Below are 21,552 nucleotides of genomic sequence, written 5' to 3'. Positions count from 1 at the left end.
GGTGGGCTCCGGCTCACCCTTTTTTTATGCGCAGACTGGCCGGTGTATCGCCGTAAAAGCGGCGGAAAGCACTGGTCAGGGAGGATTGGGTACTGTAACCGCAGCGCAGGGCAATTTCCGGCAGCGCCAGCGGAGTATGGCAGATAAGATGATGTGCCCGGCGCAGGCGTATTTCTGTCAGAAAAACCGCAGGGGTTTTACCGGTGGCCGCCAGCAGACGGCGTTGCAGTGTACTGGCCGACAGCGCGCAGCAAGAGGCCATTTCACTGACCGTCCACGGGTAATCAGGACGCGCGGTCAGCTGTTGTGTCAGTGTATGCAGCCAGCGCCTGTTCTGTCCGCCCGGCTGCAACTGCGCCGCGAGTTGCTCTGCCAGCAGGATACGTGTACTTTCCGGATGCTGTTCAATCATCTGCGGATAACAGATAAGCCAGTCCACATAAGCACGGGTGGCATCCGGCAGCACAGACCACAGGGAATCAGGGGAAGTGAAGAAGAGGCTGTCCGCAGGCAGTTCAAGTACCACCTGGCGGTTATGACCGGTGCCGCAGAAACGATGATGATATCCCGGCGGGATCGCCGCCATCCGTCCCTGCTCCACCGAACCGCTGTCGCTGCCGACAGTCAGTTCCATTGCGCCGCTGCCGCCCAGCACCAGTTGCCACATGTCATCATGACTGTGCTCCAGTGTCTCCCGGCTGTAGGTGCGTAATGAGATAACAGGTCGTTTCATGAAATGCCCCTGAGAGTGCGGAAAACGACAGGTGGCGGGGTGTTACATCAGGCGGTGACCGGCAGGTACCGGCAGGGAAAACTCCGCAAGAACGATATCCCCGTCCGCATTAGCGGCACCGGTGATCAGCACTTCTGATTTCACTCCGGCCACCCGTTTCGGGGCAAAATTGCACACACATAATACCTGACGCCCGATTAATTCTTCCGGTTTATATAACACGGTAACCTGTGCGCTGGAGGTTTTCACACCGAACTCACCAAAATCCACAGTAAAGATATAGGCGGGTTTACGGGCTTTCGGATTAAGCTCTGCGGTCAGTATCACACCGGCACGCAGTTCCACTTTTTCAAAATCGGCCCATTCAATTTCTGCTGATGTCATCGGTCTCTCCGGCTGCTGTACAACGGTTAATCAGGGTAATATTCCGCACTATTATACCGGTGATCAGCCACCGCCGCTGTTGCCGGACAGTCAGATTTTATCGCCGGACAGGCAACTCAGCGGTAAGCCTCTGAGCCCGGCAGCGATTCACGGGTCAGCCCGAGGGAGCGCATCATCTCCTCAACCTCTTCATCCAGACGGCTGAGATGCAGCACACGATCCACAATAATGTCTTTCTTATCATTATTCAGCAGAACCACCGGCACCGCGCGGTAGCTGTTGATCATCTCAATTGCTTCTGACAGCGGGATATTATTCAGCACCAGTGAGCCGGATAACCAGTCGATATCGGTATATTTGCGCTGAAACACTTTCGCCCGGCCTTCCGGCAGAATTTCCAGACGCTGTCCCGGCCCCACGGTTTCGGTTTTACCGTTAAAAAACGTGGTGACCGTTTCATCCAGCGGGCAGACAGAGACTTTATTATCCGCAATATCCACCACAAAGTTACCGTTACCGGATTCCACCCGCACACCATTGGCGGTGACCCGGAACGGACGCTGCTCCTCACGGTTTTCGCTGACAGCAAAACGCGCCCGTCCGGACAGCAGTTCTACCGCCCGGCTGCCGTTATCATAGGCGACCACAGCGCGGGATTCGGTATCCAGCTTCAGCTGGCTGCCGTCGCGGAGAGAATACTGTTTAATCTCTCCCCGGTGAGTGTAATGTTCTTCAACGCCTTTTGCCTTCATCAAAATGGCGTTGTATATCCCGTAACCTGCCAGAATCGCCAGGAAAACAAGTAATGTGATGAGCAAACGGCGTCGCCGCTGTCTGAAAAATAGGCGTTTCAACTGCAATCTCCTGCGGATTGTAAGCGCCGGAATCTGTTTTTCCGGCGTCACATATATCGTCCGGTAACCGGCGGCTTCCGGTTACCCGTTGATAAGAAATTCCGATTAATCACTGCCGTTATTGTCGTAAGCTAACAGTATCAGGCTGTTATTATTATTTATCCGCAGAAACCGCGCATACAGTGATAAGTATCAGATTATTATCATTTACAATGAAAAATAAGTTCGCAGATATCCGGCGATACCCACAATAAAAATAAGGCCAAAAGTAAAATATCATCTTTTAATTCAGCTAATTAATTGATGAAACGGTACCATTGGTGCAGCTGAGTATAATACACTTTGCCGGATGTAAAGCTGTGCTTTTACGTTTTGTTACACTATCTGCCATCCGGAAACACTCTTTTGATGCGTACTCTTTTTCCGCCTGTTTTTTACATTGATAAATTATAAAGTGAGTAATTCATTATAAATATTGAACAAGTTTATATAATTCATCAAATCAATATACGCGTATAAATAACCGGCAAAAATGTCATTTGCCAGCGGATCATACTTAATGGCATTATATCCGCCATAATATAACGTTTTTTCTGACTCAGGAGGGCTGTCACATGCTGGATATTATCCATTACCCGCTGTTTTTACTGTCCGTTTTTATCTTTGCAGTAACGCCGGGGCCGGATATTGCCTATGTTCTGGGACAGAGCCTGGCCAACGGCCGCAAAGCCGGTATTTTGTCCGCACTGGGGGTGATGCTCGGCAGCAGTGTGCATGCGATTGCCGGGGCTGTCGGGCTGGGGGCGATTATTGCCGCTTCCCCGACACTGTTTACCGTGATTAAGTATCTCGGTGCACTCTATCTCGCGTTTCTCGGTGCCAAAATGATCCTCGGCACACTCAGAAAGCGCGGGCAGACAGCTGATGATAATGAAGAAGTGGTGATTCAGAAGGCAGCCGCAAAATCGATTCTGATCCGGGGATTTATCACCACGCTGACCAATCCGAAAGTGCTGCTGTTTTTTATTGCCTTTTTCCCGCAGTTTATTGCGGCAGGCGGCAGTTATTATGCGGAATCTTTCCTGCTGCTCGGCGCAACCTATGCCCTGCTCGGGTTCTGCACTGATACCACCCTGGCACTGATTGCCGGGACACTGGCTGCCCGGATCTCCGGCAGCCCGAAAGCGCATTACTGGATTGACCGCCTTGTCGGTACCACCTTTATCGCTCTCGGCCTGCGTCTGGCATCAGTGGCCCGCTGAGGATTCAGCCTGCGATATTCACATCCAGGTGAGCCAGATAGCGGCAGATATCCGCATCAATATGCGGGTTTTTAACCACGTCAAAACAGGAAAATGTCGGCAGTGATGTCATCCCGGTAAACTGGTTGGTTTTGTGGAGCGGGAAATACACACTGTCGATACCCCGCCCCTCAAAGAACTGTTTTTCATCCTCAAAGGCTTCCTGCGGAGCGTTCCAGGTTACAGATAACATGTATTTTTTACCGGTCAGCACACCGCCGGAGCCATATTTTTTGCTGCTGTCACGGCGGCTGCGCCCGTCATTAATATGAAAACGGTCGTCAGACTGCGTAAATACCTCATCAATATATTTTTTCACAATCCACGGCCCTTCCATCCACCAGGCCGGCATCTGATAAATAATGACATCCGCCCACAGGTAATTCAGTACTTCCTGTTCATCGTCATAACCGTCATCAATACGGGTAACGCGGACATTCATGCCTTTTTCTGTCAGATGGCGGCGGGCGATATCCGTCATGTGGTCGTTCAGTTTGCCGTCAGAGCCGCCGAATTCTTTTGAACCGTTAATAATAAAGATGTTTTTCATTGTGTTACTCACTCAGGAATGATGTCGTCAATCCCGTTATCCTAACCGGCCTGTCCCGCAAATACGTTAGCCTGTCCGCTCTGATGTTTGCCTGATCCTGTCATTTTGCACGGAAATCACACACAGGTCAGAGAAGAACCCGCTTTTTATCCTGTCCGGGGGGTAAGCCGAATAACCGCCGGTATTCACGGTTAAACTGAGAGGCACTTTCATACCCGACCCGGAACGCCGCTTCCGAGGCATCCGCAGATTCCACCAGCAGCAGACGGCGGGCTTCATTCAGCCGCAGCCATTTCTGATATTGCAGCGGACTCATACGGGTAACCCGGCGGAAATGGCGGTGAAATGAGGATCCGCTCATCTGAGCATGGCGGCAGAGCGTCTCCACCGATACCGGCTGATCAAAATGCGCTTTCAGGTAGTTCAGTACGCCGCTTATCTGGCGGCACTGTTTATTATGTGCGGCCATCAGCTGAAGCCGTGCCCCCTGACCGCTTTTCAGCAGGTAATAAAGAATTTCTTTATGGATAAGAGGTGCCATGACCGGGATATCATCCGGTTTGTCCAGCAGCGCCACCAGGCGGCAGACCGCACTGAGCAGCGCTTCTGTGACCGGGCATACCGCCTGCGGCATGGCAGGTTCTGATGTCAGCAGCTGAAAGCCGCTTTCCTGCATCAGTGCCGGCAGGTCGCTGAGATTAAGACTGACCAGCAGTGCCAGAAACGGTGCCTGTTCTGATGCCTCACAGACCTGCGCAATTGCGGGAATATCCACGGATGTCAGCAGCACATCCCCGGGACGGTAACAGTATGTATTATCCCCGAGTGTGATCCGTTTTGCGCCCTGAACCGCAAGCGCGATACCGGGCTCATAAGTCCAGGTTTGTGCCTGTGACGGGGAAGTCCACCGGCATAATGCGAGACCGGGAACGGCTGTATCCCACCCGCCGCTGCGTTCTGCGGTGTGAGTCTGTAACAACTGTTTCAGGCAGTACAGGCGATTTTCCGTTTCCATTATATTCTCAGCAACCGATTGACAGGTCTGCAGCATAACGGAAAAGACCGGCACCGTCTGTGTTTTACACTGCAGTGCCGGTTATCAGACTCAGCGGAAGAAATTATCCCCCTGCGACATCAGGGTGGATTCTGTTGCTTCCAGCAATTCCAGCATATTCGCCATATGCGCTTTAATTTCACAACTCGCCGCATCCAGCAGGGTGCACATATTGGTGACTTTTTCGACATAATGCAGGCTTTCATGAAAACTCATTGCCAGATCCGTCAGCTCTCCCCGGATCATGGATAAATCATGGCTGCCGAGATGATTGTGGCTATGAGCATTCACCATATCGATCCGCTGCTGTGTGCTTTGTCCCCGGCTCTGTAACACCACCACGGACTGTTTCAGCTTATACAGATTGCGCTGTAAATCACCGCCGAGCTTACTGAGGGTTTTACAGCTCCATTTGGCAGATTTGCGCTGTGCCTCAGTCTCACCGATTTCTGCAGCGACATCTTTTTTATCATGAATATAATGTCTGATCTTGCGCATACGGCGTACCGCTTTCCCCTGCTCCATCACTGACAGTGCACAGGATGCGACCATCTTGCTGATCCCGCCGTCCGGAATAAACGCCAGCGGTGCGGTCAGCCCGGAGGCCAGGTTCCGTTTCAGCTGCACGCGCCCGATATCCGCTGCTTTGCGCATAAAGCGGTAAGAGAGATGCTCCCGGCCTTTTTCATAATAATCCGCCGTTTCCGCCAGAAGATTTTTGCCGCCGATAACCTCTCTGTCGAGGTGTGTGCGCTGTGTGCTGTCCGTACCGACCATCACCGCGGTATGCGTCCGGATGCTCAGCGCCTGAGAAATATAGGTCGAATACATTTTCTTTACCGACTGCGCAATTTTGGTGCGCTCTGCGGCCATGATTTTTTCATCCAGAATGACCAGTCCGCCGTTCAGCGCCCCGCTTCCGGCGATAGTATTTACGTATCCGAGACCGGTTTTGACATCTGCTGCTGATATTGCCATAAAATTCCCTTTTTATTGTTGAAATCAGATTATCCGCCGATCAGCACTGACGGCAGACCGGTGATAACCGTGCCGCCGTGTGCCGTGCTGTCGCCCAGCCGGGCGGCGGGTTTGTTGTTGATAAGCACCGTCATACTGCCGGTGATGATGCTGTCCGGCACACCAATACACAGACACATCTGTCCCAGCGTGGCCGCCGGTAAACCGCCAATCAGTACTGTTGCCGGGGCAGGCAGTACCGGGCCGCCGACATGCGGCACCGGTACAGGTGGTGTCTGGGCCGGGCACAGATGCATATCGCCGCTTCTGGCCGCCGGTTTCATTGTTTATCCCCCCGGGCCACGGCCAGCCCGTGTGCCAGAAAAGTCCGGTAGTTTTCCGCGATATGTGCGCCATCCGGCATCACTGCCATCAGATTTATTGCGCCGCTCAGTGCCTGCGCATATAAAAACGGCGGTGCCGGTAACGGGGGCTGTCCGGCATCCAGCATGCTGCCGGTGCTCCAGAACACGGCCTGTGCCAGCCATCCGGCCGCCGAGGATAACCCCTGCTGCTTTGCCGCATCACCACAGGCACGACGCTCAGGTTCACCGCAGCGGGTTATCCAGTCCCTGACGCTTTCCAGCACACTCTGCTCCTGCTCACTCCATTCTGTCAGTTGCTGTGCACAGTGATATCCCCACCAGAGCGCCTCCTTCAGCGGCAGACCGTGCGCCAGGAAAATCACGGCATCCCCGTAATGCGCCTGCTGCTGCGCGGCGATCAGAAAATCTGCCGGTGCCGGATATTGTGCCGCCAGCGCCGTGGCTTCTCCGGAAGGGGTATAATTTTTCATCACCAGCATTGCGCTGCTGTAAGGCATTTTGTTCAGCATCGCCGTTCCTCAGTTAATTTTTGTCAGCGCACCGCTGATTTGCACCATCGCCCCGGCTTTGACTTCCGTCATTGCCGAGCCGCTGATTTCCACCAGTGCACCGCTCAGTTGTGCTTTTGCCTGCGCGGACATCGCCAGTACCGCACTTTCCAGGCCGATTTTGCCGTTCCCTTTCAGGGTAATTTGCGGTGCCTGTAACGTGATGCCGGAAGCAGACAGCTCAATTTTGCTGCCGCCCGCCGTCAGTGTCAGTGTCTGTGATGCGGATAAGGTGATCGTTTTCGCATCTGCGGAGAGCGTACTGTCTGCCTGTAATGTCAGGTTCTTTCCGCTGTTCTGGGCGATCCCTTCCGCTGCTTTCAGCTGCCACTGTTTATCACTCAGATGCTGCGTGTTTTCTTTACTGCTGATGGTCAGATTTTTCTCCGTTTCACAGCGGATGTTGCCTTTAATCAGGGTTGTCCAGTCATTGTTGGCACTGAGGGTCAGATCCTTCTGTGCCGCCAGCGCCAGACACTCCTCATCCCGTTTATCCTCGAAGCGCAGCTGATTGCCGTCCCCCTTTGCACCCGCCGGGGATGAGCGGCTGTATATACCGCCGGTCAGCGGGTCGGTGAAAGGCCGGGCGTGATTCTGATGCCAGAGTGCACCGGTCACCACCGGCTTATCCGGGTCGCCGTTGAGAAACTGTACCACCACCGCATCCCCGGCACGCGGCAGGAACTGAATCCCCGCCCCGCCACCCGCACTGTGTGAAAGCACCGGCAGCCAGGCCTGAGATAACCCGCTGTCCTGATTATCCTCTTCCCAGTGGAAACGGACTTTCACCCGTCCCTGAGCGTCATAACAGGTTTCGTCTCCGTCACGGGCAACGACGGTCGCCGCCTGAATGCCGTCATAACGGGGAGCAGAAACCGGCGGCAGACGAAAGGGTGTACGGGTCTGATGACAACGGAACGTGTTGCTGTATCCGGGGCTGCCGCTGCTTTCACTGCAGTCAATGGCGTGTGTAATCTCACTGATATAATATTCGCCGTTATATTCCGCCGCCGGATGATCATTCAGCCGGAAGCGCATACCGGCACACAGCGCCATCACCGCCGACCCTGCCTCATAGTATTGCGCGGCAGCCGTCTCAGCCTCACAGGCAAACCGCGCGGTAGCAGATTGTCCGTCATAATAGTACGTCTGTTGTGAGGTACCGCTGCAGGAGAGCGTATGCTGCTCTGTACGGCTGTGATGCTGTTCCTGTGACCAGCTTTCTGCGGAGAATACCCCGCTGCTGACCCGGCGGCAGGCACGGAACGGTGTGATAAGGCGGGCGGAGATCTCTCCGGCGGACGGGGTATGCTGTAACCCGTCCGTGATTGTCCACCGGGTGATGTTGTCCGGATTGCGCAGGCAGAACCAGCCCTGTCCTGCCATTATACGGCGGATCATGGCGCTGTCGCTTTCATCCATCTGGCACATACAGGGACGGGTTTCACCTTCGCCGCTGAGGGAAAAACGGATAAACGCCGCCAGCTGATGCAGACTGAGCAGTGTACTGATCTGCCCCCTGCTGTTCTGATTCTGAAATAAGCGCCGCTGCCGCCCGTGACGGAGAAACGTCAGCGGATCCACCGCTGTGATGCGGTAAAAATAGAGCTGTTTATCCGGATGAAAACCGTCACATTCAATCTGTTGTGCCAGCCCGGCAAAGGTCCGCTCATGACAGGTCACCACCACCATTTTGCCCGGCAGCGCCTGATCCGGCGGTGACGGGCTGATAAAGTGCACTTCCAGCCATGTGCCGTCTGATAACGACTCCTTTGCATTCAGACGGGTCGCCACATACGGTGCGCTGTTATCCAGTGTCACGGTAAGCGGACGGGGCTGATCGGCATAGTTTTCCATAACATCATACTCATTATTCAGCCTGACAGAGCACACAGTGTGCCACAGCGCCACAGTTCTCTGCCTTCACCGAACAGCGGGATTTTGTGGATTTTCAGCGGGATTTCCCCGGCTGAGCAGTGACGGCGGCAGACGGTAATCCGCAAACAGCGCCGCCGGTGACGATACCGGTCTGCCGTTGATCCGGCTGCGGAAGCGGAACATATAACCGTTTTCCGTGATAACACTCTCCGGTGAGGCGGCACGTCCCTGAGACTGCGCCGTCAGCAGCCAGCGCAGCAATCCCCACTCCCCCGGATAAGAGGCGGAGTAAACCGGTTTGCCGTGACGGAAATAGTCCGCCGTCAGCGGCTCTGCATCCGTGGCAGGCGGCCAGTAAAAATCCCGCCAGACCGCCGGGCCGTGCTGATAAATCAGCGCATCATTGCCCTGTGCCAGCCTGATCCCCGACAGTTGCGGCGTCAGTGCCACCGGACGCAGTGAAATCCGCATATTCAGTGCCGTACGGTCATCCGCATAAAACAGCTGTCTCAGTTGTTCTGTCTGTGTTTCCGGCTGATTCAGTGCCGCATACAACGGGTCTCTGTGATGCTCCGGCGGCAGTGACTGCATAAAGGCATCCATAACACCGCCGGGAGCCAGAAAAGCATGGAGATCATCCGGTTTCACGCCCTGTGCATTGTGGCTGAACGGATAATAAGGGGCGATACGATCCCGCCAGAACGGGTACACCGTCGTCTGCCACTGTCTGTCGAGATAACGCGCCGCCAGAACGGCCTGCAATTGTGCTGCGGTCTGCCGCCACTGCCGCAGCAGGGTCTCCGGAAGCGGCGGAATATTTCCCGGCCCGGTCTCCGGCGGTTCTCCGCCTTGCATGAACTGCTGATAACTCCATTCCTGCGGGTCAGCGGATGCCATTCCCTGCTGCCAGTGCTGCCGGAGTGATACCACTGACTGCTGCCATGCAGCCAGTGCCGGTGACGGTGTTCCTTCCGCTGTCAGTAAGGCGTGCCAGGCGGAAAAAGCACGGTTAATATGTATTCCTGCCGGTTCATCCGCTTTTTTATATTTGCTGAAGGCGGAGTGCAGCCGCCCGGCTTTTTTCAGTTTGCTGCTGATTTTACTCAGCCCGAGCAGAGAGGCAGTCTGCTGTCCGGATTTCAGATCCGGCCCCGTTTCCGCTTTCGCCGCCGAAAAGGTGGTATTGCTGTTGATCCCCCGCACCAGCGCCATCAGCGGATCACTGAACGGCTGCTCTGTCAGCTGCAGTGCGGCGATCAGTGCTTCCGGTGTACCGGCACGATGCGGTGTCAGCGATGACAAAAACTGCTGCCAGTAGCGGATGTATTCCTCATCGTACTGCCGGTTGATTTGCACAATGACACTCTCCGGTGCCGGTTGTGCATTGTCCGGCCAGTGCTGCATGAGGACAGAAAACTGCGTCTGAAAATCCGGATTGTCCCACTGTGCCTGCCAGGCGCTGTAGCCTGCTTTGGTCATAGTGTACGGAACCGATAAAAATCGGCTGTCCGGCTGAAGCAGCGGAGTGATATCAGCCGGAAACAGCGTTGCCAGCGGCACCGCTGCATGCTGACGGAGAAACTGCTCCCGCAGCACCGGATAGAGATGCTGAGCAGGATCTGACACGGCTACTTTCTGCCGCGCCTGTGCCACCACCCCGGCATGGTATAACCGGCGCTCCTCTGCTGTCAGCGGCTGTACGGGGTAATCATCCAGCAGGGAAATAATGTCATCGCCGCTGTCTGCATCACCAATGTCTTCCCCCCGGTGTTCATCCGCAAACAGCTGCCGGTAATCGTCAATGGCCTGTAACAACTGCGGGGATGATTCTGCCACCGCCCTCTGCAGACGCTGTTCCCGCTGTTTTGCCAGCTGCGGGAAGAGTGCCTTGCGGATCTGCTGCTGATAATCCCGGTACAGCGGCGGCAAAGAGGATGAAAACCAGCGGCTGTGGTATTCACGGCGGATTTCCGCAATTACCGGCTGTAAAAGATGCAGGCGGTGAACCCGCTCTCCGGCCGGAGCTGCCGCAACCCGCGACAGATAATCCATCTGCCCGTTCAGTGAATCTCTCTGCACCTGAAAACTGCGCCATTGTAAAACCCCGGCGGCAGCGGTACCCGCCAGACATAAAATCACGGCCAGGCAATAGCCGACCAGCCTGCGCCGTTCCCGTGCCTGACAAATAACGTCATCACGGCCATGAATGACCCGTTCAAACAACGGCGTGGCAATATGCTGATGCGCACATTCCGCCGCACACAATAATGCCGATGACAGCACCAGATGCGTGCCTGCTGTGCGCTGGTGCTGTAATGCCGCCACATAGCGCGTCCGCTGATGAAGATGCACCGCCAGTTGAGCGGGAAATGACAACACCGCCGCATTATGCGCAATCTGTTCTGCTGTCAGCGCAGTGAATTGTTCCTGCTGTAATGACAGCATTAAATCAGCGGTAAACTGTGCAAACGGGGCATCCGGCAAGACCTTCCGCTCGCGGCTGAAATCCGTGCTGTGACAAAACTGTGCCCGCTGCGGATCCGCAAACCAGCGGCGCAGTGAAGGTACACTGCCGAGCCCCGGAAGCATCAGATGCAACGGCGGACGGCACCCGAGCAGAACAGAAAACCCGATACAGGCCGCATGATGCTGCTGACCGGCCTGTATTGCCTGTTCATCACTGAGTTCGGCAAATGCGGGAGCCGGAGACAGTAAAATAAACCCGTTCAGCGGCTGAGACGGATTCAGGCGTACCAGCTGCCGGGCACTCTCCGGCCCGCCGTCACCGGTGAGCCACGCCGGTGTGCTGATACGGATCACCGTCTTACCCGCCTGATAGCAGAGCGGCTCCTGCTCCTGTGCCACCGGGGTAAATCCGTGCTGACGCATACAGGCCTGTGCCTGCGGCAGATCCTCACACAACAGCCAGTAAGTACTGATCCGGCCGGGATCCCACCGGGACGCACCACCGCTGCGCCGCAGACGGCGGCAGGTCTGTTTCAGATAATGGCGCAGTTCACGGCACTGCTGCTGCCGCTGTAACTGCTGCACATCCGGCTCTGTCTGCCACGCGGTTTTGAGCAGCCCGTAAACCGCCAGACTCAGGCTCAGCAGAGAAACAAACACCGGTAACAGCACACTGCCGCCCTGAGTCAGCCAGTAATACCAGGCGGTTGCAGTCAGTCCGGCAAGCAGCAGGATCACCAGTGCGTACAGCATTGCGGTTCTGATTTTCATCACCAATCTCCGTTGTTCAGAACAGGGCCGTCAGCGCGTCACTCAGTTGCTGTAATAGCTGCTGATAACTGAGATCTGCCGCCATCCGGCATGCTGCATACAGCAACAGTGAACCGGAAAAAATCAGTGACAGCGGGATCCGTTTCGCCGGACGATTCCGGTCCGCGCAACGGTTTTGTGGTGCAGACAGCACTGCCGGTCTGCTGTTCATCAGAATATGACGCAGCCGGGTATAACAGGCTGCCAGCGCCTCCGGCCGGGTGCGGTACTCCCCGCGGAAGCCGAGTGATAACAGATAAAACTGTAATTCGAGGAAATCCCGCAGCGGGACGGGGTTATGCAGCGCGAGGTGCAGATAGCGGAAAAAGGCTTCCCCGCCGCGCCGGTTCTGAAACACCGCGCCGGTCAGAGTGTGTTCCTGCCAGACCGATTCCGCCCCCCACGATGTGCTCAGTACCGCCTCATCAAGGGCGGCACACCAGACAAACGCACTCTTTCCGGTCAGAGAAGGATGGAGCTGACGGGCGGTGCAAATCCGGTAAAACCGGCTCACGCCCTGTAACATCTGCTGACGGAACAGGGCGAGATCCGGCGGTGTCCCCCCCTGTGCCAGCATAATCAGCGCCTGAAGTAACGGCTGCCCGGCGCTGATCAGTACATTGTGTCCGGAATCTGTTTCCATGATTGATTACCTCAGTGTGATCAGAACGGCATTCAGCCGGGCATGCGGCAGCTGGCCGTCAATATGCAGCGCCAGAACCGGGTCATCCGCTGTCCACAGCGGGCTGCGGGTATCCGGCTCAAAATAAATCGTCCCGGGATGTGGTGTGATCCCGTCCGGGGCACTGTTCAGTGACAGCAGCGGAATGCCGGTCAGCCCGTTATTGACACAGGCCGCTATCTGATTATTTCCGGCCAGCTTCAGCAGACGCGCTGTACGTGCCGCATCCGGTGGCCTGCCGCTGTCATCACGGTATTCCAGGATCAGACGGCTCTGCTCCGCAAAGGCGGATTCCGGCAAAGCCAGCCGCAGTAAACGCCGGGAAGCCAGCAGCCGGGTGTCCCAGTTCAGCGGCTGCACATGCTGCCGGGTCAGCGGGGCAAGAAGCTGTTTCAGTGACTGAATACAGGGGGAAAACAACCCGGCGTGATCCTCATTACGCCACGGCGGCGGTTCCGGCGGCGGAGTGGCAGACAGCGCACACAGTACGGATTGCAGATGCAGACAGAAGCGGTAAAAATCCCGGCTGGTGATGCGATCCCCCGCCGCCAGGCTTTGCAGCTGTGTCAGCAGCGGCTGTAAATGAAGACAGGCCGCCTCACCGTCCGGCGTGCTGTACAGCCGCTGTAACCGCTGTGCCAGCAACAGCCGCACATCCTCCGCGCGGCGGGTCAGCCACGGGTTGTCCTGCACAAACAGGAACGGCGCACAGAATTCCGGCTCCGGCAGCGGGTATCCCGCACCGTCCCGGCAGTGCAGACGGGCGACCGCCAGCCCGGTTTCATCGCCACGGCACTGTGACAGGCATTTCAGTTGCAGATTCAGATACGCGGCACTGATCGTCACCGGTTCACGGGTCTGCCCCACCCGGTTTTCACTCACGCTGAGCGGTTTTGCGGTAAAGCGATCCGGTGCACTGCTCAGCGGCAGTGTCAGCAAAAAGGTCATATCGCCGGACAATCCGTCCAGACTGAGACTCAGCGGAACATCCGTGACAAACGGTGTGCCGTCCGGCATCACACCGTGTGCCTGTAACAGGGTCAGCTTTCCGGCTCCGGTCAGAGATTCATCCGTCACCAGCCGGGAAAATCCGGCCATTCCGCCGCTCAGCTGCTGTGTCACATCCCGCAGACAATCGCTGTGCAGGCGGCTCTCGCGGATAAAATGCTCCGGCTGGAGAAATAATCCTTCCTGCCACCAGACACCGGCGGTTTCATGATTCATCGTCTGCCCCCGCCGAGAGTAATAACGTCTGACCGTCCAGGAACAGTGACACCTGCATCAGCGGCAGCGGTAACACCGCAATCACCTGCTTATTTTTCGCCTGCGCCGCCGCAGAGAAACCAGCCAGCACACCGATATGTGTGGTACCGGGCTGCAGTTGCAACAGCAGTGTTTCGCGGCTTCCGGGATAGACCGGCTCCGTCACCTTGCGGGCCAGAAGCTGTTCTTTGAGCAGCGCCTGATCCTGCTGCCACAGCGGCATAAAACGCTCGCGCTGAAAAATTTCGTCACTGCTGAGCTGGTAGATCCGCAGCACAACCGGCGCGGGCTGGTTGTCGGCATTCGGGTTGCTGTTTTCTTCTGCCCGGATCAGCACCCGTAATATCCCGGTTTCCGGCAATGTCCCGAACTGACAGGATACCGGGCCGAGAAACAGAAAAATAAATATAAACAAAGGAATACGGTGTTTCATGATGACTGAATAATTTGGGTGTAAAATTCACTGCGGAAATAATCCGTCAGTTTACTTTTCAGATGGTCATCCGCAATCTGCTGACTGAAAAACCGTTTGTAGGTCTGCCAGTAATCAATTTTTCCGGCAATTTTCTGGTCGCGGTGCAAAGTTTCCAAATGCTGCGGGGAGATATCGCAGATGATTTTTTCCGCCGCCACACTCAGTGCCTGACTGATTTCCGGCAGCAGCGACTGCAGCAATGCCAGTTTGTCACCGGTCAGTACCGGCGGCAGCGGGGGTTCCGGTGGTAAAACAGCCGGAGGCGGTGCCATGATCACCGGTACAGCCTCCGGTTCCGGAGCCGGCTCATAAGCCGGACTTCCGTAAGGCCGGGCCACCGCCGAAAAATGGTAGCGGATATCATGCGGTGCCGTTTTTTTCACCGGCGCGGTACCGAGAAACGGGTCATCATCAAAACAGGTGTTATCATCCGCCGGTGTAAACAAACTGCGCAGTGCTGTTTCTTCATCAGCGGTATTCAGCGGCTGCGGCGCACGGCTCAGCGGGGAAAAGCAGGACACCAGCAGCCGGAACGCCCCGATGCCGAGCATATCGCCGTCCTGCAGCAGATAGTCGGTGCCGTGCCCGAGTGTCTCCTGCCGGTTGTTGACAAAAACCCCGTCACGACTGGTGTCCGTCAGGATATAACCGGCGGTCGTGCAGCGGAATGTGGCGTGCGTATCCTCAATGCGGGAATGCGGGTCATCCAGCACTATATCAGACTGTGCATCCCGCCCGATGGTGCCGTCTCTGCCGTCAAAGCAGTATTGCGGCAGTGTGTTACTGTGCTCCGGTGCGCTGACTATCCGAATCGTCAATGACATAACGGTGTTCCTGGTGTTAATCAATAGAAACAACGGGTTTATTATCCGTGACTGATAATAAAACCCGGGTAATGGCAGTCTGCTGTCTGCGTTTTTCAATACAGGCTTCGGCAATCTGCGGCAGAAGTTTACCCGTTACTCCCTGCTCAATGGCTCTTGCGCCGGTTTCTGCTGAATAAGGCAGTGATAACAGATAAGAAATTAATTCATCTGAATAACTGAACTCACACTGATGGGTTTCATGAATGCGTTTACCCACTTTGTCCAGCGCCAGCCGGGCAATCGCCGCCCTTTCCGTATCACTGAGCGGGTAGTACGGAATAATGGTGGTGCGTCCGAGAAACGATGGCCGGAAATGACGTAACAGCGCCGGAAAAATCAGCGGCACCAGTTCTGTCACCCCGGGGCGTTCATCACAGCAGTGCGCCACAATCTCATCCTCTGCCGCATTGCTGGTCATAATGATGACCGTGTGACGAAAATCGACCTCCCGCCCTTCGCTGTCTGTAATGCGGCCTTTGTCGAAAATCTGATAAAACACGTCATGAATGGCCGGATGGGCTTTTTCCATCTCATCGAGCAGTAAAATAGTGTACGGGTTGCGGCGCACCGCTTCGGTCAGCACCCCGCCTTTGCCGTAACCGGTATAGCCCGCCGGGGCACCCAGCAGCATGGACACTTTATGCGGCTCTTTAAATTCGGTCATATTGAGCGTCACCATCCGTCGCTCGTCACCGCAGAGTGCCTCACACAGCGCCAGTGCGGTTTCGGTTTTTCCGGTACCGCCCGGGCCGCACATCAGGAAAACACCCTGTGGCCGCTGCGGGTTATTCAGTCCGCTGCGGGCGATACGGATAGCCTGAGCCAGTGCCGCCACCGGCGCGGTCTGGCCGATCACCCGCTCCGCAACTTTCGCTTCCAGGCTGCTGAGGCGGGAAATATCATCCGCCGCCAGATGCCCGGCCGGAATGCCGGTCCACAACGCAATCACCGCTGCAATATGGTTGTCATCCACAGCCTCTGCCGCACTGTCCGGGGTAACCGACTGCGAAACCGATAACCCGGCACAGGCGGTATCCAGCAGGCTGATGGCTTTATCGGGCAGTTGCCGTTCCGGCAGATAGCGGACCGAGAGCCGTACCGCCGCCTCACAGGCCGCCTCCGTCACCGGCAGGCCGTGATGCTGCTCCAGTACCGGTTTCAGGGCACTGAGAATAGTCAGGGTGGTGCCCTCATCCGGCGGCGCAATTTTGACCGGCTGGAAACGCCGGGTCAGCGCGGGATCCGGCTCGATAAATTGCTTGTATTCAGACCAGGTGGTGGCGGCCAGAGCTCTGAATTCCCCTCTTGCCAGCGCCGGTTTGAGAATATTGGCGGCATCCCCCTGTCCTGCCGTGCCGCCTGCACCGATCAGGGTGTGCGCCTCATCAATAAAGATGATTTTTTCAGCGCTGCCGGAACGGATCTCCGCCAGCAGGTTTTTCAGGCGCTGTTCAAATTCGCCTTTCATAGCCGCCCCCGCCTGCAATGCGGTCAGATCCAGTTCCCACACCTCACAGCCGCGCAGACGTTCCGGCACATTGCCGTCACAAATCGCCTGAGCCAGCCCTTCGGCAATTGCAGTTTTCCCTACCCCGGCCTCGCCGACCATAATCGGGCTGTTCTGGCGGCGGCAGAAGATATCGAGGATCTGACGGATTTCACTATCACGGCCAATCACCGGATCCAGTTTTCCCGCCCGCGCCAGGGCAGTCAGGTCACGGGCATACGCAGAAAGCAGCGTCTCACCACCGGTACTGCCCGTTGCCGGTGCGGATGCCTGCGGCAGTGCAGTTATCTGCTGTGCCAGCCATTGCGGATCCAGCGATTGCGCCCATGCCGTCACCGCAGGCGGAATACCGCTGCATGCCGTCTGGCGCAGCAGCTGTAAAATATGGATTTCACTGATGTGCTGTCCGCCCTGATTCAGCGAGACATGCAGCCAGAGCTGTTTCAGCAGTTCTGTCAGTTCCGGCGCAAACACCGGAGATACATCCGCCGCCTGCGGCAGCAGCGCCAGTGCATCATTCAGGCTGTATTGCAGCGCACTGTTGTCCGCCGGTGCCGCACACCAGGCCAGTTCGCGGCAGCCTGCTATCACCAGCAGCCAGTGCAGTGGTGAAACCGCGCGGTGACGGCGGCGGACGCATTCCTGTGCCGCCTCCTCCAGCGCCGTCATCAACGGCGGTGTTAAGCGGCAGATAAGTTGATGTAAATCGATGGTCAGCATAGTCATTCCTTGTCAGAGGCGGGTATTTTGTCCCAGCCGTGATGTCATGGCGGCAAGTTGCACGGGCATCATGCGGGTGTCATCCGTCCGGAAAATGACAGTAAACGTCAGCGGACGGCGGAAAAAAGTGCGGATAAACTGCCCGAGGTAATGATGATATTCCCCGCCGGGCTGCCAGGGAGCACGGGGTTGCAGCGGATCAGCAAACACCAGCACACGCAGATGCGCTGCCCGCAGATAGCAGTGTGTACCGAGTACGGCACCGCCGCCGAGGCGGTTGCCGGTTCCGGCGGGCGGGTGATACGGCATACGGACCGGCGGGGCATACTGAAATTCCGTGCGGCAGGCAAAAAAGGCGGAGGCCGCCCTGCTCAGTACCCGCAGCCGGGTATTTCCGCCCCATAGCTGTGCCGCCGCCGGATAACAGAGTGCCGGTTCCGGCAGCAGTGTCTGCATCAGCTTTGTCAGCGGTAAACCGGCAGCTGCGGATTGTCCGGCGTGCTGCCTGTCAGCCAGCCGGCGGCAGACAGTATCAAAAACCAGAAAAAAGTCCTGCGGAGCGGTCTGCTGATGAGCCTGTGCATATTCCGCCACCGTTCCGGTGATATAGCGCGGCAGCACTCCGCCGGTACCGAGCAGCCCGGGCCGGTCAGAACGGTTCATCGGCTATTCTCAGCGGACCGTGATACAGCGCTCCGCTGTCATTACGGCAGCGCAGTATGAACTGAATAAATTCATGATCATCACTCAGCACCGTGAAAACTGCCTCCAGCAGCGCGGCAAAAAAAGCGGTTCCTGCCACCGGGGTATGCTGTGCCAGTGTGACAGTGATGTGCCGCCCCGGAATAGTCAGCGGCAGGTGATGATAAAAACGGACAGTTACACCGGGGGAGGATGTGATCGCTTCAACAGCAGCAATCAGCCCGGAAATCACCGGCGAGTTCTGCCGGTCATACAGCGACAACAGTGCCTTCAGCGCTTCCGGAGAATCCGTAAGATCAGATAACCGGGCCTGCCGGAGCCGCAGAAAGAGCGCGCACGGATCCGGCTGTACCGGCAGCGGCAGCCGCATTGCCCGCTGAGCGGCAACGGTGTGATACATCAGCGGATCAGCCTGCTGTGGTATCACGGTTTCTCCGGCAGCGGCCACCGCCCGCTCCCCCTGAATACCGCGCCCGTGTACCACCCAGAGCCGGACATGTTCCGGTTCCGCCGCTTCGCCGGACAGCAGACAGTTAAGATGTGTCACCTCTCCCTCTGTACCGCACACCGGCTGCCAGCAGCAGGCGGAATGCTGCGTGATCAGCTGGTGATACAACTGCGGCACCGGCTGTGCAGGCAGTGCAGTGATATCTGTCACCATCTCAGCGGAGTGCAGAAGCACATCATATTGGGTATCCGCGCATACCGGGTGCGGATTGCTGTCCGGCGATACCCGCAGCGGTTCACTCTGATGGGCGAAACAGTTTGTCAGCACTGTGCGGAACAGAACAATGCTGTCCTGACGGGCGAAACGTGCCGGTTGCGGCGGCATGTCGCGGAAGAAAAATGTCAGTGTGAAGATTTGTCCGTTACAGTGCCTCAGCGGATCCGCAAGTGAGATCACTGCACCGGCCGCCTGTTCCGGATACCACAGTGCGTCATACAGCAGCATATGTGCATCATCCTCCGCATCAGGACGATACGTCAGCGGCAGCCGCTGACACGCGTCCGGCGGCAGAAAAATCTCCGTTTCCCCGGCGTTCAGCCGGATGGCGGCACACTGCCGGTGTACCGCATCATCCATCAGCCAGGGAAGATCCCCGTCGCCGGTAAAATGCAGTGTCAGTGATGTCAGATTCAGCTCTGACAGGGAAACTCCCGGCACGGTCACCGAAAATGTCAGTTGCAGGAAACAGGCAGCGGTACGGGACGCTTCCTGCTCCGTATAGCCTGCCGCCTGCGGGATAAATTGCTGTGTCGTGATCGCCAGCGGCATCAGTGTCAGCGGGTGCTGTGTGCGCCAGTGAATGGTTTCCCCGGCAGCCGTGTGTGTGGTGAACGGTGTCTCCGCCGCCAGGATCTGCGTTTGTGCCGCCGCCTGCGGTGTAAATACCACCGGCAGCAGCGCCGGTACCGGACGCAGATAATCAGGAAACACCGTGCGGACCAGGGTTTCCGTCAGTTGCGGCGCGGTCAGTGACAGTTGCTGAGCGGTCAGCCCGGTCAGATAGGCCACGCCGTCGAGCAGTGCCCGCAACTGCGGATCGGTTATCGTCTGCCCGCTGATCCCCAGCAACTGCGCCTGATGCGGATGCCGGCGGCGGAAGGCTTCCAGCCCGTCCAGCAACAACTGCCGCTGTTGCTCAAAATAGTGCAGTGTATTGTCATGCACCGGCAGCCTCCGGGTTTATCAGTTGTCCGGCATTGAAATCCAGGCAGACCGGCAGGCACACTTCGTGAGCGCCGCACAGCGCCGCTATTTCAAAGTGAATCTGATGCTGGCGGTATGAGTGCGGCACGATAGTGACACTCACCCTCTGTAACCGCGGTTCATAACAGCGGATCAGACTTTCAATTTCCTGAGTGATCGCCGTGAGATGAAATTTCCCCTGTGCCCGCAGCAGATGGCTCTGGCCGAACCCGGCGATACCGCCGCTTTTTCTGCCGCCTGCCCAGACCGGCGCACGGGCGTTGATGATCCGGTACAGATGTGCCGTCACCGCACGCTCTGTACAGGGCTGATATGGCAATTCATCCGCTTCGTGGCACAATCTTTCCAGCAGGCTCATGACAACACCTCACCCTGCGGCCGCGAAAACCAGAGTGTGAGATCCACATTTGCCTCGCTGATATCGTACTGATACTGCGGCTGCAGGCAGATACGGCACTGATAGCGGGCCGGATCCGCCGGGTCCGCACTCATCACCACCGCCGCGCGGCGCAGCGGATAGTCGGCCATAATGGTATCCTCGCCATAATCCACATCACTTACATAGCGTTTCAGCCACTTTTCAATGCTGCGCTGACAGGCTGACAGAGAATCAAAATTACCGATTTTGTCGCGGATTTGTGTCCGGATAGCATGAGCAAACCGGCACGCCATCAGATTCACCGGCAGCATAGTCAGTTGCCGCCAGCGCGGCTCCGGCGGCTGCCAGACGCTGTAATAACTGAAAAAACCGGACTGCCCGCTGAGATACAGCGAGGTGCAGGCCGTCAGCCCCTGCTCTGCCCAGAAATTATCCTGCTCACAGGCCAGATTGGTTTCCGTGATAATCTCCGGCGGCGTAAGGCTGTCCCCGCCTGTCAGTGCAGCCACAATCGCTCCCTGTGTGCCGCTGCTGTTATAACTGCGCAGAAAGCCGAACCAGCTGATCCGCTCAAACTCGCGGATAACATTTATCACCACCAGCCAGGCGGCATTACCCCATAACTCCCCGCCGCGGTAATCGTCCGGCTGATAAACAAAACCGCAGCGTGGTGTTTTATGCGGATAACGCAGCAGAAAACGCGGCAGTGCAAGGTATAAAAAGCGCGCCTGTTCGTGACAACGTAACTTTTTCCACAGACAGTAATCCGGGCTGTTCAAAATCCGGGCAATTCTGTTTTGATCTGCCGAAAACCAGTGCAGGTCATCCCCGGTAAAATGCGGGTCGGTCCCTGTGATCACCGGACATAACGATACCTCACCCAGTTCCGCCAGCCGGGTGGCGGTGTAGAGTTCGTCATACTCACCGCCGCCGGTGAATACCATCTGGTGATCCACCAGCAGCAGCCCGAACGGCAATCCCCCCGCCGTGTTCAGCTCACGCTGATACAGCAGGCGGTACAACAGAGTATGGCGGATATCAAACGCGGTATTCAGCTCACGGGCCAGTGACGGCCAGGAGAGATCCAGCAGGCGGATGATCACCCGCCGGGATGATGAAACCCGGGCTGTGAGATGACGCAGACTGCGCCAGCGGGCTTCCAGCGCACAAAAGTCCGGGTGATGCAGCACCTGTTGCAGCTGTGTACTGCACAACCGGTCGATGCCGTGAATACAGTGATTTATCAGCGTACAAAACTGACTGTGATCCTGCTGTGCCGCTGCCTGATGCAGCGCGGTCTGAACATCTGCTATCCGTGACATTCCG

At 56.8% G+C, this 21,552-nt stretch carries 20 protein-coding genes; 1 reads left to right on the top strand and 19 read right to left on the bottom strand.

Features of this window, described 5'->3' with window-relative positions:
- Nucleotides 1–13: 13 nt before the first annotated feature.
- The 3 genes from AB7038_RS06645 to AB7038_RS06635 form a co-directional block, all read right to left on the bottom strand.
- Nucleotides 14–733, bottom strand: coding sequence for a helix-turn-helix domain-containing protein (locus AB7038_RS06645; protein WP_072871756.1), 720 nt, complete (start codon nucleotides 731–733; stop codon nucleotides 14–16).
- Nucleotides 734–775: 42 nt separating this feature from the next.
- Nucleotides 776–1,117 (bottom strand): tRNA-binding protein, encoded by a 342-nt coding sequence (locus tag AB7038_RS06640; protein WP_072871755.1) that lies wholly within the window; start codon nucleotides 1,115–1,117, stop codon nucleotides 776–778.
- Nucleotides 1,118–1,233: 116 nt separating this feature from the next.
- Nucleotides 1,234–1,935 carry a FecR family protein gene (locus AB7038_RS06635; protein ID WP_349418488.1) on the bottom strand — a complete coding sequence of 234 codons (702 nt, stop codon included), beginning with the start codon at nucleotides 1,933–1,935 and terminating at the stop codon, nucleotides 1,234–1,236.
- Nucleotides 1,936–2,585: 650 nt separating this feature from the next.
- On the opposite strand from AB7038_RS06635, the gene AB7038_RS06630 reads away from it, so the two are divergent.
- Nucleotides 2,586–3,233: a LysE family translocator gene (locus tag AB7038_RS06630; protein ID WP_024473898.1), complete on the top strand. Its 648-nt coding sequence runs from the start codon at nucleotides 2,586–2,588 to the stop codon at nucleotides 3,231–3,233.
- 4 nt (nucleotides 3,234–3,237) lie between these two features.
- Here AB7038_RS06630 and AB7038_RS06625 read toward each other — a convergent pair whose 3' ends face one another.
- From AB7038_RS06625 to AB7038_RS06550, 16 genes are all read right to left on the bottom strand, one after another.
- Nucleotides 3,238–3,822 (bottom strand): NAD(P)H-dependent oxidoreductase, encoded by a 585-nt coding sequence (locus AB7038_RS06625; protein ID WP_004236893.1) that lies wholly within the window; start codon nucleotides 3,820–3,822, stop codon nucleotides 3,238–3,240.
- Between the two features lie 127 nt (nucleotides 3,823–3,949).
- Nucleotides 3,950–4,837: an AraC family transcriptional regulator gene (locus AB7038_RS06620; protein WP_369452988.1), complete on the bottom strand. Its 888-nt coding sequence runs from the start codon at nucleotides 4,835–4,837 to the stop codon at nucleotides 3,950–3,952.
- A gap of 90 nt (nucleotides 4,838–4,927) precedes the next feature.
- Entirely contained in the window at nucleotides 4,928–5,854 is a 927-nt protein-coding gene (locus tag AB7038_RS06615) for a hypothetical protein (RefSeq protein WP_368888576.1), read from the bottom strand.
- A gap of 29 nt (nucleotides 5,855–5,883) precedes the next feature.
- Nucleotides 5,884–6,177 carry a PAAR domain-containing protein gene (locus AB7038_RS06610; protein WP_072871751.1) on the bottom strand — a complete coding sequence of 98 codons (294 nt, stop codon included), beginning with the start codon at nucleotides 6,175–6,177 and terminating at the stop codon, nucleotides 5,884–5,886.
- Nucleotides 6,174–6,728: a DUF6931 family protein gene (locus AB7038_RS06605; protein WP_368888577.1), complete on the bottom strand. Its 555-nt coding sequence runs from the start codon at nucleotides 6,726–6,728 to the stop codon at nucleotides 6,174–6,176. Before AB7038_RS06605 ends, AB7038_RS06610 begins: the two co-directional genes overlap by 4 nt.
- Nucleotides 6,729–6,737: 9 nt before the next feature.
- Complete coding sequence (locus AB7038_RS06600; protein ID WP_368888578.1) at nucleotides 6,738–8,624, bottom strand: type VI secretion system Vgr family protein; 1,887 nt, start codon at nucleotides 8,622–8,624, stop codon at nucleotides 6,738–6,740.
- 66 nt (nucleotides 8,625–8,690) lie between these two features.
- On the bottom strand, nucleotides 8,691–11,882 hold the full coding sequence (locus tag AB7038_RS06595) for an ImcF-related family protein (protein ID WP_369452987.1): 3,192 nt from the start codon (nucleotides 11,880–11,882) through the stop codon (nucleotides 8,691–8,693).
- Between the two features lie 16 nt (nucleotides 11,883–11,898).
- Complete coding sequence (gene icmH / locus AB7038_RS06590; RefSeq protein WP_368888580.1) at nucleotides 11,899–12,564, bottom strand: type IVB secretion system protein IcmH/DotU; 666 nt, start codon at nucleotides 12,562–12,564, stop codon at nucleotides 11,899–11,901.
- A 6-nt stretch (nucleotides 12,565–12,570) separates the two neighbouring features.
- Nucleotides 12,571–13,827, bottom strand: a complete 1,257-nt coding sequence (gene tssK, locus AB7038_RS06585; RefSeq protein WP_369452986.1) for a type VI secretion system baseplate subunit TssK — start codon at nucleotides 13,825–13,827, stop codon at nucleotides 12,571–12,573.
- Nucleotides 13,817–14,281 (bottom strand): type VI secretion system lipoprotein TssJ, encoded by a 465-nt coding sequence (gene tssJ, locus AB7038_RS06580; protein WP_368888582.1) that lies wholly within the window; start codon nucleotides 14,279–14,281, stop codon nucleotides 13,817–13,819. The genes tssK and tssJ overlap by 11 nt, the downstream gene beginning before the upstream one ends.
- Before the next feature lie 14 nt (nucleotides 14,282–14,295).
- On the bottom strand, nucleotides 14,296–15,165 hold the full coding sequence (locus tag AB7038_RS06575) for an FHA domain-containing protein (RefSeq protein WP_369452985.1): 870 nt from the start codon (nucleotides 15,163–15,165) through the stop codon (nucleotides 14,296–14,298).
- A gap of 16 nt (nucleotides 15,166–15,181) precedes the next feature.
- Nucleotides 15,182–17,434 carry an AAA family ATPase gene (locus AB7038_RS06570; RefSeq protein WP_369452984.1) on the bottom strand — a complete coding sequence of 751 codons (2,253 nt, stop codon included), beginning with the start codon at nucleotides 17,432–17,434 and terminating at the stop codon, nucleotides 15,182–15,184.
- 12 nt (nucleotides 17,435–17,446) lie between these two features.
- The gene (locus AB7038_RS06565; protein ID WP_368888585.1) at nucleotides 17,447–18,097 is read right to left on the bottom strand and encodes a type VI secretion system baseplate subunit TssG; all 651 of its coding nucleotides are present in this window, start codon (nucleotides 18,095–18,097) and stop codon (nucleotides 17,447–17,449) included.
- Nucleotides 18,084–19,808 carry a type VI secretion system baseplate subunit TssF gene (locus AB7038_RS06560; protein ID WP_368888586.1) on the bottom strand — a complete coding sequence of 575 codons (1,725 nt, stop codon included), beginning with the start codon at nucleotides 19,806–19,808 and terminating at the stop codon, nucleotides 18,084–18,086. The genes AB7038_RS06565 and AB7038_RS06560 overlap by 14 nt, the downstream gene beginning before the upstream one ends.
- Nucleotides 19,801–20,205, bottom strand: coding sequence for a GPW/gp25 family protein (locus AB7038_RS06555; RefSeq protein WP_369452983.1), 405 nt, complete (start codon nucleotides 20,203–20,205; stop codon nucleotides 19,801–19,803). Before AB7038_RS06555 ends, AB7038_RS06560 begins: the two co-directional genes overlap by 8 nt.
- On the bottom strand, nucleotides 20,202–21,548 hold the full coding sequence (locus AB7038_RS06550) for a type VI secretion system contractile sheath domain-containing protein (protein WP_369452982.1): 1,347 nt from the start codon (nucleotides 21,546–21,548) through the stop codon (nucleotides 20,202–20,204). The genes AB7038_RS06555 and AB7038_RS06550 overlap by 4 nt, the downstream gene beginning before the upstream one ends.
- Nucleotides 21,549–21,552: the final 4 nt, after the last annotated feature.

Origin of the sequence: Morganella morganii (assembly GCF_041099235.1) — a bacterium.
GTDB classification, from domain to species: Bacteria; Pseudomonadota; Gammaproteobacteria; order Enterobacterales; family Enterobacteriaceae; genus Morganella; species Morganella morganii_E.
This window is presented reverse-complemented; position numbering and strand designations above follow the sequence as displayed.

Coding starts and splice junctions, on each gene's coding strand:
- AB7038_RS06625 (WP_004236893.1), bottom strand. CDS start 3,822: ATGAAAAACATCTTTATTATTAACGGTTCAAAAGAATTCGGCGGCTCT.
- AB7038_RS06620 (WP_369452988.1), bottom strand. CDS start 4,837: ATGGAAACGGAAAATCGCCTGTACTGCCTGAAACAGTTGTTACAGACT.
- AB7038_RS06600 (WP_368888578.1), bottom strand. CDS start 8,624: ATGGAAAACTATGCCGATCAGCCCCGTCCGCTTACCGTGACACTGGAT.
- AB7038_RS06570 (WP_369452984.1), bottom strand. CDS start 17,434: ATGCTGACCATCGATTTACATCAACTTATCTGCCGCTTAACACCGCCG.
- AB7038_RS06645 (WP_072871756.1), bottom strand. CDS start 733: ATGAAACGACCTGTTATCTCATTACGCACCTACAGCCGGGAGACACTG.
- AB7038_RS06555 (WP_369452983.1), bottom strand. CDS start 20,205: ATGAGCCTGCTGGAAAGATTGTGCCACGAAGCGGATGAATTGCCATAT.
- AB7038_RS06640 (WP_072871755.1), bottom strand. CDS start 1,117: ATGACATCAGCAGAAATTGAATGGGCCGATTTTGAAAAAGTGGAACTG.
- AB7038_RS06565 (WP_368888585.1), bottom strand. CDS start 18,097: ATGAACCGTTCTGACCGGCCCGGGCTGCTCGGTACCGGCGGAGTGCTG.
- AB7038_RS06550 (WP_369452982.1), bottom strand. CDS start 21,548: ATGTCACGGATAGCAGATGTTCAGACCGCGCTGCATCAGGCAGCGGCA.
- AB7038_RS06605 (WP_368888577.1), bottom strand. CDS start 6,728: ATGCTGAACAAAATGCCTTACAGCAGCGCAATGCTGGTGATGAAAAAT.
- icmH (WP_368888580.1), bottom strand. CDS start 12,564: ATGGAAACAGATTCCGGACACAATGTACTGATCAGCGCCGGGCAGCCG.
- AB7038_RS06630 (WP_024473898.1), top strand. CDS start 2,586: ATGCTGGATATTATCCATTACCCGCTGTTTTTACTGTCCGTTTTTATC.
- AB7038_RS06595 (WP_369452987.1), bottom strand. CDS start 11,882: ATGAAAATCAGAACCGCAATGCTGTACGCACTGGTGATCCTGCTGCTT.
- AB7038_RS06615 (WP_368888576.1), bottom strand. CDS start 5,854: ATGGCAATATCAGCAGCAGATGTCAAAACCGGTCTCGGATACGTAAAT.
- AB7038_RS06575 (WP_369452985.1), bottom strand. CDS start 15,165: ATGTCATTGACGATTCGGATAGTCAGCGCACCGGAGCACAGTAACACA.
- AB7038_RS06610 (WP_072871751.1), bottom strand. CDS start 6,177: ATGAAACCGGCGGCCAGAAGCGGCGATATGCATCTGTGCCCGGCCCAG.
- tssK (WP_369452986.1), bottom strand. CDS start 13,827: ATGAATCATGAAACCGCCGGTGTCTGGTGGCAGGAAGGATTATTTCTC.